General features: G+C 47.5%; 14 protein-coding genes. All 14 read right to left on the bottom strand.

Going from position 1 to position 18,184, the window contains the following annotated elements:
* Window positions 1–225: 225 nt before the first annotated feature.
* Window positions 226–2,004: a two-component system histidine kinase PnpS gene (gene pnpS / locus AVZ68_RS07100; RefSeq protein WP_059103825.1), complete on the bottom strand. Its 1,779-nt coding sequence runs from the start codon at window positions 2,002–2,004 to the stop codon at window positions 226–228.
* Window positions 1,997–2,722: a response regulator transcription factor gene (locus AVZ68_RS07095; protein ID WP_059103824.1), complete on the bottom strand. Its 726-nt coding sequence runs from the start codon at window positions 2,720–2,722 to the stop codon at window positions 1,997–1,999. Before AVZ68_RS07095 ends, pnpS begins: the two co-directional genes overlap by 8 nt.
* A gap of 424 nt (window positions 2,723–3,146) precedes the next feature.
* Entirely contained in the window at window positions 3,147–4,091 is a 945-nt protein-coding gene (gene mdh, locus AVZ68_RS07090; RefSeq protein WP_059103823.1) for a malate dehydrogenase, read from the bottom strand.
* An 82-nt stretch (window positions 4,092–4,173) separates the two neighbouring features.
* On the bottom strand, window positions 4,174–5,463 hold the full coding sequence (gene icd / locus AVZ68_RS07085; protein WP_281176603.1) for an NADP-dependent isocitrate dehydrogenase: 1,290 nt from the start codon (window positions 5,461–5,463) through the stop codon (window positions 4,174–4,176).
* Between the two features lie 96 nt (window positions 5,464–5,559).
* Complete coding sequence (gene citZ, locus AVZ68_RS07080; RefSeq protein ID WP_059103821.1) at window positions 5,560–6,675, bottom strand: citrate synthase; 1,116 nt, start codon at window positions 6,673–6,675, stop codon at window positions 5,560–5,562.
* 106 nt (window positions 6,676–6,781) lie between these two features.
* Window positions 6,782–7,255, bottom strand: a complete 474-nt coding sequence (locus AVZ68_RS07075) for a DUF441 domain-containing protein (protein WP_059103820.1) — start codon at window positions 7,253–7,255, stop codon at window positions 6,782–6,784.
* Window positions 7,256–7,351: 96 nt separating this feature from the next.
* Entirely contained in the window at window positions 7,352–7,747 is a 396-nt protein-coding gene (locus AVZ68_RS07070) for an FxsA family protein (RefSeq protein WP_059103819.1), read from the bottom strand.
* A 126-nt stretch (window positions 7,748–7,873) separates the two neighbouring features.
* Window positions 7,874–9,628 (bottom strand): pyruvate kinase, encoded by a 1,755-nt coding sequence (gene pyk, locus AVZ68_RS07065; protein ID WP_059103818.1) that lies wholly within the window; start codon window positions 9,626–9,628, stop codon window positions 7,874–7,876.
* 46 nt (window positions 9,629–9,674) lie between these two features.
* Entirely contained in the window at window positions 9,675–10,634 is a 960-nt protein-coding gene (gene pfkA / locus AVZ68_RS07060; protein WP_059104032.1) for a 6-phosphofructokinase, read from the bottom strand.
* 175 nt (window positions 10,635–10,809) lie between these two features.
* Complete coding sequence (locus AVZ68_RS07055; protein ID WP_059103817.1) at window positions 10,810–11,787, bottom strand: acetyl-CoA carboxylase carboxyltransferase subunit alpha; 978 nt, start codon at window positions 11,785–11,787, stop codon at window positions 10,810–10,812.
* Between the two features lie 13 nt (window positions 11,788–11,800).
* Entirely contained in the window at window positions 11,801–12,649 is an 849-nt protein-coding gene (gene accD, locus AVZ68_RS07050; RefSeq protein WP_059103816.1) for an acetyl-CoA carboxylase, carboxyltransferase subunit beta, read from the bottom strand.
* A 415-nt stretch (window positions 12,650–13,064) separates the two neighbouring features.
* The gene (locus AVZ68_RS07045) at window positions 13,065–13,430 is read right to left on the bottom strand and encodes a GntR family transcriptional regulator (RefSeq protein ID WP_059103815.1); all 366 of its coding nucleotides are present in this window, start codon (window positions 13,428–13,430) and stop codon (window positions 13,065–13,067) included.
* A 20-nt stretch (window positions 13,431–13,450) separates the two neighbouring features.
* Window positions 13,451–14,683, bottom strand: coding sequence for an NADP-dependent malic enzyme (gene ystJ / locus AVZ68_RS07040; RefSeq protein ID WP_059103814.1), 1,233 nt, complete (start codon window positions 14,681–14,683; stop codon window positions 13,451–13,453).
* Between the two features lie 132 nt (window positions 14,684–14,815).
* Window positions 14,816–18,136, bottom strand: a complete 3,321-nt coding sequence (dnaE, locus tag AVZ68_RS07035) for a DNA polymerase III subunit alpha (RefSeq protein WP_059103813.1) — start codon at window positions 18,134–18,136, stop codon at window positions 14,816–14,818.
* Between the last annotated feature and the right edge of the window lie 48 nt (window positions 18,137–18,184).

The raw sequence follows: 18,184 nt of genomic DNA, 5'->3' as shown, positions 1-18,184 counted from the left end.
TTTATTGTACCATAGAAAGGGGAAAAGAAAAAAGTCAGACAAGAACGTGCGTTTCCGCCTTAGAAACGAAGTTTTTAACAACAAAAAGAGACGAGAGCATGTATGCTCCCGCCTTCAAGTAGGGTAGATCGACAGAGGGGGTCGCCGATCCTCTTGTTCCTGACCGTTCTATTTCATTGTAAGACAAGGACGTAAAGGAAACATGGACGCTTTGTAAAGAATGCGTTAATTATGTTCTTTATTTGATTGCCTTTTTGAAAACGTCAGGATAAATTCGGTTCCCTCCCCGACCTCGCTTTCCACCTGAATCGTGGCATGATGAGCTTCCGCCAAATGTTTCACAATCGCAAGGCCTAGCCCCGTACCACCAGAATTACGGCTTCTCGCTCGGTCCACGCGGTAAAAGCGTTCGAAAATTCGCTGCACCTCTTCTTCGCCGATGCCAATACCCGTGTCGGCAACATGAAGCCTTACTGTCTCATTTTCCTCAGTGATCCTTACATCAACCTTTCCCCCTTTAGGCGAGTAGGCAATGGCATTGGTTACTAAGTTAAGAACGATTTGCTTTAAACGCTGTGAGTCGCCTTCCATAAACGAAGAGCCTTCTGTTGATAAGGCTAACTCCATCTCTTTTTCCGCTGCTTTAGACTCAAGCAATGCAACGGCTTCCCTCGCAACTTCAGCTAACTGTACCTCCTCAAAGTCGAGCATGAAGTGAGCATCCTCAATTTTTGATAGATCAAGCAAATCGGAAATCAACGATTGCAGACGATCGCTTTCCTTCCAAATGATGCCGGTGAATTGCTCAGCCAGCTCTGGTTCTTTAAGCGCGCCATCCAGAAGCGTTTCCGTAAAGCCTTTAATCGAAGTGACAGGCGTCTTTAACTCATGAGAAACGTTGGCGACAAAGTCTTTGCGTACCTGCTCCAGCTTTTTCTGTTCTGTAATGTCATGCATGACAATGGTTACGCCTCTGAGCCGGGCTTTTTTTCCGAGAACAGGCGCCCCGAAGACGTCATAGATTTTACTTGTGTAGCCTTCTCGGACCTCAATTTGATCTCGCTGTTTGGCCTCACTCATATACACCGCCTGAATAAACGCGATCAGGGCCGAATCTTTTAGAACATGATAATAGGGCTGAGTCAGCCAGTCCTCCTCTTTCACTTGAAAGATGTGCTCACATGTTTTGTTCATTAAAACAATGTCTCCCCGAACATTCATAAAAAGCAGGCCGCTCCCCATATGGTCAATCAGCGTTGACATTTGATCCTGCTGCGATTGGTGGCGCCGGGTAATCTGTTCTAAATTATAAGCGAGCACATTTATGGAACGACCAAGCTGTCCGAGCTCTTTGTGCTGATCCTCATACGTTCTTGTCTTATAATCGCCTTCCGCCAGCTTAATGGCTGCTTTTGTCGCTTCATCAATCGGCCGCAAGATCTGTCTAGAGATACGAGCAATAAGCGCTAATATGATCACAAACGCAAGCAAGAAACTTACGCCAATGACAGCCCAAACGGTTTGGCTCATTTCATATAGCGAACCGAGCGTTAATCCTACACGCAAATACCCGACGAGCTCATTTTCAATATAAAGTGGATTGGCATAGTACATCAAATCGGCACCAATCGTCTCACTATAGCGGACCTCGAACCCTTCTCCAGTTTCTGCTCGCCGTATTTCTGGGCGCGTTCCGTGATTATCCATGGTCGCTTCATTGCCCCATGTATCGCCAATCACTTCTCCGCCTGCTTCTAAAATCGTCACCCGAGCATTGATGCGGTCCCCAATTTCAACCGCCAGCTCTCGTGCCTCCGCTTCATCAGGAAAGCCGTTCTCTAGAACAGTCCAAGAAGCAAGACCGGCTTCTTGCTCAAGACGGTCCCCAATCACATCCATATAGCGTTCGTTATACCAGTAGCCAAGAACGATGCCAAGCCCTATAAGTACAAGGGCGATCACAGAGATGACGCTAACGATGAAGCGATTGCGAAGCTTACTCATGCGTGCTTGGTTCCTCGAACTTATAGCCAAGCCCTCGGATCGTTTTAATATAAACCGGTTTCTTGCTGTTTGGCTCAATTTTATCCCGAAGATGACTGATATGTACATCAACAATACGGGTATCGCCAATAAACTCATAGTTCCACACGGCGTTTAACAGCTGATCCCGTGTCAGAACACGCCCCTTATGATCCGCTAAGTAGACGAGGAGTTCAAACTCTTTTGGTGTGAGTGTGAGCAGCTCTTTTTTTATATACACTTCATATTTTTCTGGGTAAATTTCTAAATCTGCAATAAGCAGAGACTTGCCATCAGCGTTCTCTGTCGTCTCGCTTTTCTTGGAAGACAGCTGTTCAACGCGTCGCAAAATTGCCCGAACGCGCGCCACCACTTCACGAGGAGAAAATGGCTTTGTCATATAATCGTCCGCGCCAAGCTCCAGACCGAGAACTTTGTCAAACTCATCGTCTTTTGCGGTGAGCATTAATATGGGAACAAAAATTTGCTCCTGCCGTAAGTGCCTACAAACATCCATTCCATCTAAAAGCGGAAGCATTAAATCAAGAACGATTAAATCGAACGGTTCATTTTTTGCTCTCTCAAAACCTGCCTGTCCGTCCATTTCGGTTACAACATCAAATCCCGCCTGCTGCAGGTTATACGTAAGTAGCGTTGAGATCGATGGCTCATCGTCTACAACCAATATGCGCTTTGCCATAATTGTGTGCTGCCACACTCCTTATCTTGGGATTTGAACGGTCTCTCTATCTATACATGTAGTATAGCAGAGTTTGGGAGCAAGGTAAGATTGATTTAGATTTAGAAAATGTTATTGAGTTCGCCTCTGTTTTGATAAATCTACGGAAAGAGTGAGTAGTATTTTTTTATAATTATTCCCTATTAAGCTTTTTAGATTGACGGGGCATTTCTTGAGAAGAACGTCTTCACACCGATAGCCTGAAATGATATCACTGTTTGTTCAACCCAAAGAACAAAGCTGGATCAAACAGGAGCGAGGGTTTTGGAGAGCTGACATAAGAAATCCAGACCTTGGCTAACACTGGCCAAAACGAAAAATCTCTAACTTTTTACCTGTCCAAGCCAAACAAACCCCTCCATTCCATCTGGAGGGGCAGTCATCACTATTCTTTTGGCAACGCACTCATCACATTTTTCACTGAATCCACAGACTTGCTTAGCTGACTTGCTTCGTCTTCTGTAAGCTCAAGCTCGATGATTTTTTCAATCCCGTCGCCTCCAAGAATGGTTGGAACGCCGAGGTACAAGTCGTTGTAGCCGTACTCGCCTTCCAGATAAGCGATGGTTGGGATGACGCGCTTTTTGTCTTTCACAATGGCTTCAACCATTTGCGTGAGTGAGGCCGCCGGTGCGTAGTAAGCACTGCCATTTCCAAGCAATCCGACAATTTCCCCTCCGCCTTTGCGTGTGCGTTCGACAATTTCCTCAAGACGCTCTTCGGAAATAAGCGTGGATAGCGGAACGCCGCCAGCTGCTGAGTAGCGAATAAGAGGAACCATATCGTCGCCGTGCCCACCAAGTACAAAGCCTGTGATGTCCTCAACGGACAAGTTGAGCTCCTGAGCGACAAATGTACGAAATCTCGCTGTGTCGAGAACACCAGACTGACCAATGACACGGTTCTTTGGAAGTCCCGACTCCTTGTAGACGGTATATGTCATCGCATCGGCTGGATTGGTTAGCACGATGATGTAGCAATCCGGCGAATGCTTGACGACTTCCTTTGTAACTGCTTTCATGATATTGGCATTTGTGCTTACGAGGTCATCGCGACTCATTCCAGGTTTGCGTGCAATTCCGGCTGTAATCACGACGACGTCAGAATCCTTCGTATCCTCATAGCTTGAGGTACCGATGATATTTGCGTCCAAGCCTTGAACCGGTGTGGATTCAAGCATATCAAGCGCCTTTCCTTTTGTCGGTCCTTCCATTTGCGGAACATCAACTAAGACAACATCCGCAAGTTCCTTTTGCGCTACCATTAATGCTGTCGTTGCGCCGGTAAACCCAGCGCCAACCACAGACACTTTTCTGCGTTTGATGGCCATGTCTCTACACTCCTCCTCGTATTCTCTAAAAAGGCCGTGGTGTGCCTTACTCGGCAACACCACTGGGCCTATTTGTTATCGCTTATAGGTTTTTAATGAGCTCGTCCGCAAAACCAGAGCACGATACTTCCGTCGCTCCGTCCATAAGACGGGCAAAATCATACGTGACTACCTTGCTTTCAATGGTCTTGTCCATGGAAGCCATGATGAGATCAGCCGCTTCATGCCAGCCTAGGTGACGAAGCAATAGATCGCCAGAAAGAAGCACAGATGAAGGGTTTACTTTATCGAGACCCGCATATTTCGGAGCTGTTCCGTGAGTCGCTTCAAAAATGGCATGACCCGTGTCGTAGTTAATGTTCGCACCAGGGGCAATACCAATTCCACCCACTTGCGCAGCAAGAGCATCGGAAATATAGTCACCGTTTAAGTTCATGGTGGCCACAACATCAAATTCTTTTGGCCGTGTTAAAATCTGCTGTAAGAAAATGTCAGCGATTGCATCTTTAACAATGATTTTGCCTGCTGCTTCAGCTTCACCTTGGACTTTGTCCGCCTCTTCGCGTCCTCTTTCTTCCACAATTTGGTCGTACTCTTTCCAAGTGAAGACTTTATCACCGAATTCACGCTCAGCAAGGTCATAGCCCCAGTTTTTAAACGCGCCTTCTGTAAACTTCATAATGTTTCCTTTGTGAACAAGCGTTACACTCTTGCGGTCTTCATCTAGTGCATACTGAATGGCCGAACGAACGAGGCGCTCCGTTCCTTCTTTGGATACTGGTTTCACACCAATTCCAGACGTTTCTGGGAAGCGAATGTTTTTAGATCCCATTTCGTTTTGCAAGAAATCGATCAATTTTTTCGCTTCGTCCGTTCCTTCTTGAAACTCAATGCCGGCATAAATGTCCTCTGTGTTCTCCCGAAAGATGGCCATATTCGTGTCTTCAGGACGCTTTACAGGAGATGGCACGCCTGTGAAGTAACGCACAGGACGAAGGCAAGTGTACAGATCAAGTTCTTGACGAAGAGCCACATTAAGGGAACGAATGCCTCCACCGATTGGCGTTGTTAATGGTCCTTTAATCGCTATCAAGTACTCACGAATCGTATCAAGCGTCTCTGCTGGAAGCCATTCCCCGGTTTGCTTGTACGCTTTCTCTCCAGCAAGAATTTCTGTCCAGTGAATTTTCTTCTCTCCGTTGTACGCTTTTTCAACGGCTGCATCTAATACGCGCGAGGCTGCTGCCCAAATATCAGCACCTGTCCCGTCACCCTCAATGTAAGGAACAATTGGCTCATTAGGTACGTCTAGTACGCCATTGTTTGTTTGAATCTTTTGTCCGTCTGCCATTTGTAAAACCTCCTGAACTATTCTATGAAATTTGCTCTACGTTCGCGCACATGGGAAGAGTTGGGCCCTCCCCACTATGTAAAGCGGAGAGCAAGGAAAGCCCTCCTACACAAGACTTTAGCGTTTTTTGACTGCTACATATTCGCGCTTATCCGGTCCTACGTACTCAGCGCGTGGGCGAATAAGGCGGTTGTTTTCATATTGTTCAAGAATATGTGCGAGCCAGCCGGATGTACGACTTATTGCAAAAATCGGTGTAAAGAGGTCATGCTTGATCCCTAAACTATGGTATACAGTTGCTGAATAAAAATCAACATTTGGTAGTAACCCTTTTTCTTTTGTGACCATCTCTTCCACTTTCATCGACATGTCGTACCACTTGGTCTCGTTGATGACATCGGTCAGCTGCTTTGACATTTCTCGAAGATGCTTTGCACGTGGGTCGCCGTTCTTATAAACACGATGTCCGAAACCCATGATTTTTGTTTTGTTATCAAGCGCTTTGCGGATGTAAGGCTCCACTTGATCGGTGTCGCCAATTTCAAGAAGCATATTCATAACCGCTTCGTTTGCACCACCATGCAAAGGTCCTTTAAGAGCACCAATCGCGGCTGTAAGACCGGAATAAATATCGGAAAGTGTCGCCACGCAAACACGAGCGGTAAACGTCGACGCATTCAACTCATGGTCGGCGTGAAGCACAAGCGCCTTATTAAACGCCTTTACTGACAGATCATCTGGTTCCGTCCCGTTTAGCATGTATAGAAAATTGGCGGCAAAGGAGAGTTCGCTTTTAGGACTCACTGGTTCTTTGCCAGAGCGAATGCGTTCAAAGCCTGTGACAATGGTAGAGATCTTTGCTTGAAGCTTAATCGCCTTACGATAGTTCGCTTCTTCAGATGCCTCCTCGGCTTCCTCATCAAACAAGCCCAGAGCAGAAATCGCTGTCCGTAAAGCGGCCATCGGATGTACATCGTCGATTGGATAGGCTTTCATTTGCGCAAAAATTTCATCGGGCACACTGAACTCACTCGCCAATTTTTCTGAGAATGTTTTCAGTTCCTCTTGGGTTGGCAATTGGCCATTCCACAACAGATAAATGACTTCTTCAAAGCTAGCATTATCAGCCAAGTCATCAATGCCGTACCCTTGATAAGTTAGTTCATCATCAATAATGGAACTAACACTTGACTGTGTAGCTACAATACCTTCTAAACCCCGCGTTGTAGTCACCTTTATCTCTCCTTTTTCTCCACATTTTTTTCATCCGTCCGCGTATAGTCCCCGGCATTTGAAGCGGTTACGTAAAACGCATGGGAGCGCCGGTAAGCCTGTATAATTAACCCCCTATTTGCGAGATGAATTGCACCACTCTCATCGTTAAATAGGCAATTCCCGCGCCAATTAGAGGACCGACGGCAACGCCGTTAAATAAAGCTACCGCAATAATGGTACCAAAAACAAGGGCCGCCGTAATATGAGGGTCATTCTTCAATAGATCAATGCCACTTGCGGCGATAAGCGCTACCGCTATTCCACTGCCAAGTGCGACCCAGGCATAGGCTGATTTCATTGCTTCCCCCAAATGCTTAAACCCAATTTCGCCAGTGACAATCGGTGTAAGCACGGCGATCGTAATCACCGTTACACCAATATTAATTCCTTTGGTTTGTAGTAATGGAAACAGCCGATCTCCAAGCCCGACCCATTTGATCAGTAGTAATACTGCTATTGCTAAGAGTAGCGATTGATTTTTGGCTACAATGGCCACCGCGAGTAAAATAAGCATAAATAATGTAGCCTGGGATACCATTGTAGTCTTACCCCTCCTATCAGCAGTTGCTCTTTCATGATACCACAATTCTAAAATTCCGGCTATAAATCACCGATTTCGACTATAAAAAATGCACTAGCGCCGTTTAATCACCATAAATTGTCCCTTTGAAATCGCGTTATGAATGAGCTTTAATAACAGTGCCTTAAAAATTGTACGCGTCCACGGTACCAGAAAGACAAGACCAACGATATCCGTCAAAAACCCAGGGAGGATTAGAAAGGCGCCTCCGATAAAAATACAAAGTCCGTCAAGCATCACTCCGCTGGGTACTTGCCCTTTTTGCACTTGTAATTGCGCGAGTCTTAAGATCTGTAAGCCTTGGCGCTTTGCTAAAGCAAAGCCAAGAACGCTTGTCGCAATCATGAAAAGGATCGTCCACCAAACACCGATCCCATTTACAACGACCGCAAAAATAAAAAGCTCGAGAAGAGGGATCAAAATAGCTGCAGCCAACATTATTTTTCTCATAACGGCTCCTCTTTTCTTTAATGAGTGATCACCAAATGCATTGATGACTCCGTGTATTCTTAGGGACTGGGCAGAGCCCCTGAGTAAAAAATAAATTGGAGAGGAAAGTCCTCTCCAATACGCTTATTATAATACACTCGCGTGACCGCTGTAAATATTGCCGCTGATCGCGTCCACCGTCACTTCTTCGCCGTCTTTGAAGCGCTCGAGTGCATGTTCAACACCAACGACCACCGGCGTGCTCAAGTTTAATCCGACAACGGCCGCGTGAGAGGTAAGCCCGCCCTCTTCTGTGATTACAGCGCCCGCTTTTTCAAAGGCTTCCACCATATCCTTGTCGGTAGCATACGTAACGAGAATGGAACCCTCTTTCACTTTTTCTCTAGCTTCCTTAGCATCTTTAGCCACAACGACTTTTCCTGCGGCCGAACGACGACCGATCCCTTGTCCTTTCGCGACCACTTCACCAAGGACGTGGACCTTAATTAAGTTGGTTGTCCCTGTTTCGCCTACAGGGACGCCTGCTGTGATAACCACGAGATCTCCTTGCTTGACTGCGCCAGAATCAACGGCTGCCTCCACCGTCTTTTCAAGCATTTCATCTGTGGTTTCCGCCGTTTGACCAAGAAGAGGAAGAACCCCCCAGACAAGGGTTAATTTGCGGTACGCGCGCTCATTGCTTGTCACCGCCACAATTGGCGATTTCGGACGGAATTTTGAAGTAATGCGTGCTGTGTAGCCACTTTCAGTCGCTGAGAGAATCGCCGCAGCGTTGAGGTTGCTAGCTGTGTGAGCCACGGATTGCCCAATCGCACTCGTAATCGTAATTTTCGCTTCCTTCGTTTTTTTTCGGAGCAGCGAATCATAGTTAAGCGCCTGCTCTGTACGGCTTGCGATATTCGCCATCGTTTGTACGGCTTCTACCGGATATTCCCCGGCAGCCGTTTCACCGGAGAGCATGATCGCATCCGTGCCGTCAAAAATTGCGTTGGCTACATCACTCGCTTCAGCGCGGGTGGGGCGGGGGTTCCGCTGCATCGAATCAAGCATTTGCGTCGCTGTGATTACTGGTTTTGCTTGTTCGTTGCATTTTTTGATAAGTTCCTTTTGGACAAGAGGTACTTCTTCTGCCGGAATCTCTACCCCTAGATCCCCTCTGGCCACCATCAGGCCATCGGAGACTTCAAGAATCTCCTCAATGTTATCGACGCCTTCTTGGTTCTCGATCTTGGGGATAATTCCCGTATCAGTGGCCTCTTTTTGTTCAAGAAGCTCACGAATCTCAAGCACATCGGAAGCACGGCGCACAAAGGAAGCGGCGATAAAATCAACACCTTGCTCGACACCAAAGTGAATATCATCCGCATCTTTCTCCGTCATGCCGGGAAGATTCACGCTCACATTGGGGACATTGACGCCTTTTTTATTCTTTAGAACACCAGAATTCATGACACGTGTTACAATTTCATCCGTCTTCACTTCCAAGACTTCAAGGCCAATCAAGCCATCATCAAGCAAAATCGTCCCACCAACAGAAATGTCATCCACAAGACCTGAATACGTAATGGAGATTTTCTCCGGTGTGCCGAGCACCTCTTTCATCGAAACAATGAGCTCCTGCCCCTTGGTTAGTTCAATGGCTCCTCCCTCGCATTCCTGCGTGCGAATTTCAGGCCCTTTTGTATCAAGTAAAATGGCCACCGTTTCCCCTGTTTGCTTTGAGGCTTCGCGGATGTTTTTTATTCTAGCGCCGTGCTCCTCAAAATCACCGTGGGAAAAGTTTAATCTTGCTACATTCATTCCTGCCTCAATGAGAGACACCAAATTCTCTACACTCTCACTTGCGGGACCAATCGTACAAACGATTTTTGTTTTGCGCATGTTTATCCTCCTAGTTCAACCCTCACATCTTCAATTTACGAGCAGATTAAATGGACAGCTCTTGGGAAAGCTTGTACATGTTTAAATCAACGCTGTGGGGCTCCGTTAAAATTTCGTTAATGTCATGGAATACAAGCTCATTTCTCTGAATTCCGACCGTCACGCCTGCCTCCCCCTGCAACAAAAGGTCCACAGCATAGGCGCCAAGACGACTGGCAAGCACTCGGTCAGAACCCGTCGGAGAGCCTCCGCGCTGAATATGCCCTAGAACCGTTACCCGCGTCTCCATATTTGTCTCTTCTTGAAGTCGCCTTCCGAACTCAAAACCGCTACCGGCGCCTTCAGCAACGATAATAATGCTGTGTTTCTTGCCACGTTCCTGGCCGCGTTTTAACCTGGAAACGATTTGGTTCATGTCATCCCCTGCTTCCGGAATGACAATCGTCTCCGCTCCATCAGCAAGGCCCGACCAGAGAGCTAAATCTCCTGCCTCTCGCCCCATAACCTCAATGACATATGTACGCTCATGAGACGTAGCCGTGTCGCGAATCTTATCAATGGCTTCAATAACCGTGTTTAGGGCTGTATCAAAGCCGATGGTGAAATCCGTTCCAGGGATGTCATTATCAATCGTGCCCGGCACTCCGATTGTCGGAAATCCGTGTTCTGTGAGCTTTTGCGCCCCGCGATAAGAACCATCTCCCCCTATAACAACAAGACCTTCAATGCCAAATTTCTCAAGCTGTTTGATGCCCTTTTTTTGTCCTTCGGGCGTCTTGAATTCCTCACAGCGGGCCGTATAAAGCTTCGTCCCCCCTCTATGAATGATGTCGCCGACGGAACCGAGCTCCATTTTGTGAAAATCACCAGTGATCAACCCCTGGTACCCATAGAAGATTCCATATACTTCAACCTCATGATAGATTGCTTTTCTTACCACTGCGCGTATGGCTGCATTCATTCCCGGTGAATCGCCACCACTTGTCAGCACTCCTATACGTTTCACTGTTTCCATCCTCCTATCACACTACGTAAGCCTCCGCGCATCGCAAGCAGGCTTAATTAAGTCACAATGTCTTAGTGCGAAATGTCTCTGCTAGTTAACATACCACTTTGTTTTTATGAAGACAAGTTCGGGCCAACGACGAAAAGTGCTTCCAGCCATGTGAAAGCACTTGCAGTTATTCGGTTGTACTCTGAGTACTAGCATTTGAAAATTGACCGATTGTCTTGAATTTTTCATAACGGTCATTGAGAAGCGTCTCGACCGATTTTCCTTGCAAACTTGCCAAAGCCTCTGTTACCACCCGTCCAATTTCCATCGCCTGTTGTTCAACTTCTCTTTGTGCGCCGCCGTTTGGTTCAGGAATAATGTCATCTATGATCCCTAGCTCAGACAAATCCGGGGCCGTAATTCTCATCGTTTCCGCTGCGCGTTTTGCTTGAGTCGAATCTTTCCAAAGAATAGTGGCCGCCCCTTCTGGCGAGATCACTGAATACGTAGAGTTCTCAAGCATATAAATTCGATCGGCTACACCAAGAGCAAGTGCTCCACCGCTGCCACCTTCGCCAATGACAATGCTGATAATCGGCACCCTTAGGCCTGCCATCTCCCGTAAGTTGCGAGCGATAGCCTCGCTAATCCCCCGCTCTTCTGCACTCTTTCCAGGATACGCCCCTTTGGTATCAATAAAACAGACGATGGGGCGACCGAACTTTTCTGCTTGTTTCATCAGGCGCAACGCTTTGCGGTACCCTTCAGGATGTGGAGACCCGAAATAGCGCCGAATGTTTTCCTTCGTATCCTTGCCCCTTTGATGACCAATAACGGTCACAGGCTTGCCGTTGAAGAGGGCGATTCCACCAACAATCGCCGCATCGTCCCCATACAGGCGATCTCCGTGCATCTCCAGAAAGTCCTCAAATAACTGATCGATGTAATCAAGCGTCGTCGGCCTGCAATGTTCCCTGGCAATTTGCACCCGCTCCCATGGCTGCAAATGGGCATACACGTCTTTTGAAAGTTTTTCGAGCCGCGCTTCCATTTTTTCAATTTCCGTACTCAAATCAAGATCTCTCTCTTCTGCAAATGCTTTAAGGTCAGCAATTTTTTGTTTTAGTTCAATGACTGGTTTCTCAAACTCTAATTCTGAAGTCATGTGTCCACCTTCTTTAGCCCATTTGATGCATGGCCAAGACTTTTGTCAGCGTATCCTTCAAATCATGACGGGAGATCACCTGATCGAGCTGCCCATGTTCCAAAAGAAACTCTGCCGTTTGAAAATCTTCAGGAAGTTCTTGCCTGATCGTCTGTTCAATGATTCTGCGCCCGGCAAACCCGATGAGTGCTTTTGGTTCTGCAAAATTATAATCTCCCAAGGAAGCAAAGCTTGCAGAAACGCCACCCGTCGTTGGGTGTGTCATGACGGAGATAAACAAACCTTTCGCACGGTCAAGACGTTCAAGCGCAGCACTTGTCTTCGCCATTTGCATGAGACTAAGCACCCCTTCTTGCATACGCGCACCACCAGAAGCCGAGAAAATAATAAGTGGAAAGCCGGTATCCACAGCCCTTTCAATCGCACGTGTAATCTTCTCACCTACGACTGACCCCATGCTTCCCATGCGGAAATTCGCGTCCATCACCGCAATCACCACCGGGTAATCATTGATTCGGCCTTCACCCGTTATGACGGCCTCATTCATGCCTGTCTTCCTTTGATCCTTCGCCACCTTTTCCTCATAGCCTGGAAATGCTAGTGGATTTCTGCCTTCTAACTCCTTGTCATACTCATAGAAAGTCCCATCATCCATCAGGGACGCAATCCGTTCCCGAGCCGACATACGGTGATGATAGCCGCATGTACGACAGACGTTTAAATTATTTTTGAATTCCTTCGTGTACATAATGGTCCGACACGATGGACACTTTGTCATTAACCCCTCAGGAACTTCTCTTTTTGCTCGCTCCGAGGGGATCGTCGCATAGCGTCTTTTTTTCGAAAAAATATCCTTTAACACGATTGTACACTCCATTCATAACGCACATGCCTTTAAGTTTGTCCTTTTAAAAGCGACTGTTTTCTAAGTGCAGACGTATCGCCTTCTGTGCCTCTTCTTATCTCGCTTGTGGAGCGCTCGCGGAATTTGCTCATGCTCCCAGGTGGAGATCGTGGACGGGCTCCCCACTCCAGAGACTCTCTCATTGCTTTTTTTTATTAAACAGAAACGAGAGATCTCCATAAGTTTTGGAGCAATGTGTTTTGACAAGCTTTCACAATGTCTCGTGCCACAAATAGTCTTCTTCAACAGGAAAATCACCATAAGCTCATTCAAGCTTAAACCATTCTTATCGTCGATGCGCTCACATGCTAATTTCAATGCTTCCAGTTCTACTATTCGCCTTGTTTCCGTCAGATCCTCCCTAGCTTGCTCATCAAGAAGTGAAAATTTTGGAGCCCTGCTCGGGAATCCCGGTTTTGGATTTCCGGGCAGGACTGAAAAATCTCGAGCTTCTACCCGCCGGAGCTAGACTAAATCCAAAAAGCGTAGGCGGGTCGCCAAGAAGTGAGGATTTTGGAAGCCCTGCACGAGAAATCCCGGTTTTGGATTTCCGGGCAGGGCTGAAAAATCTCGAGCTTCTACCCGCCAGAGCTAGATTAAAGGAGCGACCGACATCCAGTCGGTCGCTTATATGACGCTCTGAAGGAAGCCTGTCTCCACTAGTGAGGCCACCCTTTTGGATGAGCTCGCTCAACTTGCGAATAATTTCTACATATCGCTTTGGCTGTTCAGCTGACATAGTTTCCTCCACCTAGCTGATCAATCAATCATGGTTAGTTTGCTTGTTTTCTCGGAGACTTGCTCTGGGTCCACGTTTACTCGAGCCACTCCCGTTTCCATCGCCGTTTTCGCCACCGCCGCGGCAACTGCTGGGGCAACTCGAGGGTCAAAAGGTGCTGGAATGACGTAGTCTGCATTCAACTCCTGACCCGCCACAAGATCAGCAATCGCGTATACTGCTGCGACCTTCATTTCTTCATTGATATGCGTTGCACGCACGTCTAATGCCCCTCTGAAGATACCCGGGAAAGCAAGGACATTGTTTACCTGATTCGGAAAGTCCGAACGCCCAGTCCCAATCACAGATGCTCCAGCTGTCTTGGCATCTTCTGGCATTATTTCTGGCACTGGGTTTGCCATTGCAAAAATAATTGGGTCCTCATTCATGCTCTCTACCATTTCTTTTGAAACCGCGCCTGCGACAGACACACCTATGAAGACGTCGGCCCCTTTAATGACATCTACAAGCTTTCCTTCCATGCGATCACGGTTCGTGTTCTTCGCGACTTTTTCTTTTACCGCGTTCATGCCGTAATTACGTCCTTCGAAAATCGCTCCTTTTGTATCGCACATAATTACGTCACGCACACCCATTCGAAGCATAAGCTTAATGATGGCAATCCCAGCCGCTCCTGCACCGTTGGCTACTACTTTAATCTCTGAAAGTTTTTTCCCGCTCAGCTTCAAAGCATTCATTAATCCAGCAAGCGTCACAATCGCCGTTCCGTGCTGGTCATCATGAAAAACAGGGATATTCGTTTCCTTTTTGAGGCGCTCTTCGATTTCGAAACAATCTGGAGCAGCAATGTCCTCAAGGTTGACTCCACCAAACGTTGGTTCAAGTAGCTTTACGGTGTTTACAATTTCATCCACATCATTCGAGCGTAGGCAAATTGGAAACGCATCCACGCCCGCAAAGGACTTAAACAACACAGCCTTTCCTTCCATTACTGGGAGAGAAGCCTCAGGTCCAATATTCCCAAGACCAAGTACCGCTGTCCCGTTACTGACAACAGCAACCATGTTCCCTTTCATGGTGTACTCATAGACCGATTCTACGTTTTCAAAAATTTCCTTACAAGGTTCTGCAACTCCAGGAGAATACGCTAAGCTTAAATCGCGTGCATCTTTGACGGGGACTTTTGCTTTTGATTCCAGCTTTCCTTGATTTAAACGGTGAATGTGAAGAGCTTCCTCTCTTGTCGTTGGCACGATTTTCTCTCCTTTATGTTTCTAGTCACTGGTCTGACCACTTAAAATGTCTGATTCTATTATAAACAAATCCACAACGCCCGCCAAGGTCTTAAACAAAAAGATCCAAAAAAACGATTTCTCGAACCCAAATCAAGCCTCTTCGTCGCGAGTTTTGCCTCGGGGTCTAATCACGACATTTTCTTCCCCGAGTAAGTGTTTGAGAATGCTTACGGTTTTCCTATCGGTTGTGACCGAAAATTCATTTTGGAGTAACCTGGAGGATTCTTCTTTCTCTCTAAAAAGCACGACCGGCGTATGTCCAGGGGAGCGATTGAGCACATATTTAATATCGCTTAACCTCGTAGGTGTGTCTTCTTGTTCAGTAACGCGAAGGTACAGGGTCTCCAGTGGTTTTTCTCTCGTAAGGATCTGCTCCATCGAAACGACTTTGTTAACGAGCAACTGTTTTTGCTCATTGCGCTCCTCAAACGACCCTTCAAGAAAAAGCAGATGTTGTTCTTTGTACAACGCTTCGGTCTGCTTCCAGAGCCGCGGAAAAACAACCACCTCACACTGTCCACTTTCGTCGCTAATCATAAGAAACCCCATTGGGTCTCCTTTTTTCGTCGTGATCTTTCGTACGCTCTGAACAAGACCGGCCACCCGTACCTCACCGTTTGTCTGCATCGCCTCGGCAATCGGCGCCCGTCCGTATTTTTTTAGCGTCTTGGCCTGCTCTTCTACTGGGTGTCCGGTTAGATAAAACCCTAAAGCCTCTCGTTCATACTCAAGCTCTTCTATGCGTGTCGAAGGATCGGCCTCCACGTAATTTGGCGTTGTTCGCTCAATCGTAAAAAGCTCCCCCGCCGATTCCTGAAAGCGACGCACCTTTGTAGCGAAGTCGATAGCCTTATCCAAACTGTGAAGCAGAACCGACCTTGAAACGTGGAACTCATCCATGGCCCCTGCCTTGATGAGCCCTTCAAGCGTGCGCTTCGGAATGACTCTTGTTGGCAGCCTTGAGCATACATCAAACAAATCTTTATAGGAACTGCGCTGCCGTTCATTCATGAGCTCACGGACCGTCTGCAGGCCTACATTTACAATAGGCAACAGTCCTGTACGGATGCCTTTTGTCTCGAGTGTAAAGAGCGCACTGCTCCTTTCCATTGAGGGCTTAAGCATGACAATGCCCTCTTTTTTGGCTTCCGCTATATAGGTAGAGAGCTTCTCCTGATGTTGCCAAACCGAAGAAAAGAGAGCAGCATAGAAGGCCTTGGGGTAGTGTACCTTTAAATACGCGAGCCAGTAGCTAATCATGCTGTAAGCAACGGCATGACTTCGTGGAAAGCCATAGCTAGCAAAGCGAGCGATTAAGTCGAAAACCTCGGTTGCGACTTCAGACGCGTAGCCCTTCTCCAAGCTCCGAGCGACAAATTGCTGCCGTTGTTCGCTCATCAGTTCCTGCTTTTTTTTGCTAATGGCTCGCCTAAGAATATCGGCCTCCGCAAGCGTATACCCTGCCATCACCTGTGCCAGCTGCATGATTTGTTCCTGATAAACAATGACCCCGTACGTCGGCCCCAGAATCGGTTCGATGTCTGGGTGAACGTAATGAACTTGCTCTTTTCCGTGCTTTTTCGCAACATAATCAGGGATAAAATCCATCGGACCTGGCCGATATAGGGCGCTTGCAGCAACGATGTCTTCAAATCGGCTTGGCTCAAGACGGCTTAGCACATCTCTCATTCCCGCAGATTCTAACTGAAACACTCCGCTCGTCTTCCCCAAACGGAGCATTTCAAAGGTTTTCATGTCCTCCATGGGAATAGCAGTGGCTTGCAACACTTCTCCTGTAGACGCTTGGATATGGGCAAAGATCCGCTCAAGCAGTGTTAGATTCCGCAAGCCGAGAAGGTCAAATTTTAAAAGACCGAGCTCTTCCAAGCTACCCATTTCCGCCTGAACCATCGTCTGACTTTCCTGACCACGTTCTAAGGCCACAACATTGGTTAAGGGCTGATCACTAATGATTACCCCTGCCGCATGAGTGGAAGCATGGCGAGGAAGTCCTTCAATCTGCTCCGCTCTTGCAAGAAGATCCGCTAGCTCCCGCTCTTCGCGTATGGACGCAAAACGGCCTTTCTCTCTCGCCTCCCGAAGCTTAACCCCAGCGGTTTGGGGAACAGCCTTGGCGACCTTATCGACAAACGTTTGAGGATAGCCTAGTGCTTTTCCTGCATCCCTCACGGCCGCCCGCGCCGCGAACGTACCAAACGTGACGATTTGGGCCACTCGATCCTCCCCGTAGCGTCTGCGAACATAGTTAATCACTTCGTCACGGCGGTAGTCGGGAAAATCAATGTCTATGTCAGGCAGCGAGGCTCGCTCCGGATTTAGAAAACGCTCAAACAACAGATTGTAGCTCAGTGGATCGACGTCTGTAATGTAGAGCACATAGGCAACGAGAGAACCAGCCGATGACCCCCTCCCCGGCCCTGTTAAAATATTATTTCTGCGGGCAAAATCCATAAAATCGGCGACAATTAGAAAATAGGAGGCGTAGCCCATCTTCGCGATGACAGTTAACTCATGGCGAATTCGCTCCACTATCTGCTCGGTCGTCGACCCAAAACGCTGCTGGATGCCTTTCTCACAGCGCTCGCGGAGTTCCTTCGTTGCTTGTTCTCCATCCAACCCATCAAATGCAGGAATACGCGCATTCCCAAGCTCTAGGCTTACCTTTGAACAAGAAGCAAGCGCTGTAGCGTTCGCTAAAGCCTCTGGGTATTCAGCGAACCTTTCTTCAAAGGTCTGGGTGGATGGAAGGAACCATGTTCGCCATTCTTCTGGAAGCCTTATGTTCGCAGTCGACTCCCCTGCTGCAATGGCCCGAATCATCTTATAAGCCTCGGCCTCTTCTTCAACGAGAAACCGAACCGGTGAGGCTGCAATCAGAGGAATCTCCGTTCTTTGAGCAAAAGCAGCAAGTCGCGCGTCTTCCTTTCTCCCAGGGAGCTCAAGATAAGCGTCTCCATCACCTGCTAGCTCAAAAAAACGCTTTTTTTTCTCGTGCTCGCTGCCAGCTCCTAAAGCCTCTTCAGGAAGGGTGATGGCGCAATCCGCTGTCGCCTTCTGCAGATCCCCAATCGAAAGCTGCGGCTCCTTAGAGAAACCCATTTTGGTTGCAAGCTGAATTAAACGACGGTAGCCTGCTTGATTCTTGGCAATAACACGAGCGGGAAAACTCTCTTCCTCCCTCACGATCCGAACTTCTAAGCCGATTAACGGCTTCATTCCATGCGAGAGACAAGCTTTATAAAAAGGAACGGTTCCGTACATAACAAACGGATCCGTTAGCGCAATCGCCTCATATCCAAGCTCAGCAGCCCTAGCCACGAGTGCATCCATTCGATTTGTTGACTGAAGCAAACTATACTCGCTGTAAATGTTCGTCACGAGCACATTCATCCGACCACTTCCCTCTTTTGACCACTTTCAGTTATCGTCTAGTTTAGT

The organism is Shouchella shacheensis (genome assembly GCF_001484965.1).
GTDB lineage: Bacteria > Bacillota > Bacilli > Bacillales > Bacillaceae_D > Shouchella > Shouchella shacheensis.
Note: the sequence above shows the minus strand (reverse complement) of the source record. Positions and strands in the feature narration are given on the sequence as shown.

Coding starts and splice junctions, on each gene's coding strand:
- pnpS (WP_059103825.1), bottom strand. CDS start 2,004: ATGAGTAAGCTTCGCAATCGCTTCATCGTTAGCGTCATCTCTGTGATC.
- AVZ68_RS07095 (WP_059103824.1), bottom strand. CDS start 2,722: ATGGCAAAGCGCATATTGGTTGTAGACGATGAGCCATCGATCTCAACG.
- mdh (WP_059103823.1), bottom strand. CDS start 4,091: ATGGCCATCAAACGCAGAAAAGTGTCTGTGGTTGGCGCTGGGTTTACC.
- AVZ68_RS07075 (WP_059103820.1), bottom strand. CDS start 7,255: ATGGTATCCCAGGCTACATTATTTATGCTTATTTTACTCGCGGTGGCC.
- AVZ68_RS07070 (WP_059103819.1), bottom strand. CDS start 7,747: ATGAGAAAAATAATGTTGGCTGCAGCTATTTTGATCCCTCTTCTCGAG.
- pyk (WP_059103818.1), bottom strand. CDS start 9,628: ATGCGCAAAACAAAAATCGTTTGTACGATTGGTCCCGCAAGTGAGAGT.
- AVZ68_RS07055 (WP_059103817.1), bottom strand. CDS start 11,787: ATGACTTCAGAATTAGAGTTTGAGAAACCAGTCATTGAACTAAAACAA.
- AVZ68_RS07045 (WP_059103815.1), bottom strand. CDS start 13,430: ATGTCAGCTGAACAGCCAAAGCGATATGTAGAAATTATTCGCAAGTTG.
- dnaE (WP_059103813.1), bottom strand. CDS start 18,136: ATGAATGTGCTCGTGACGAACATTTACAGCGAGTATAGTTTGCTTCAG.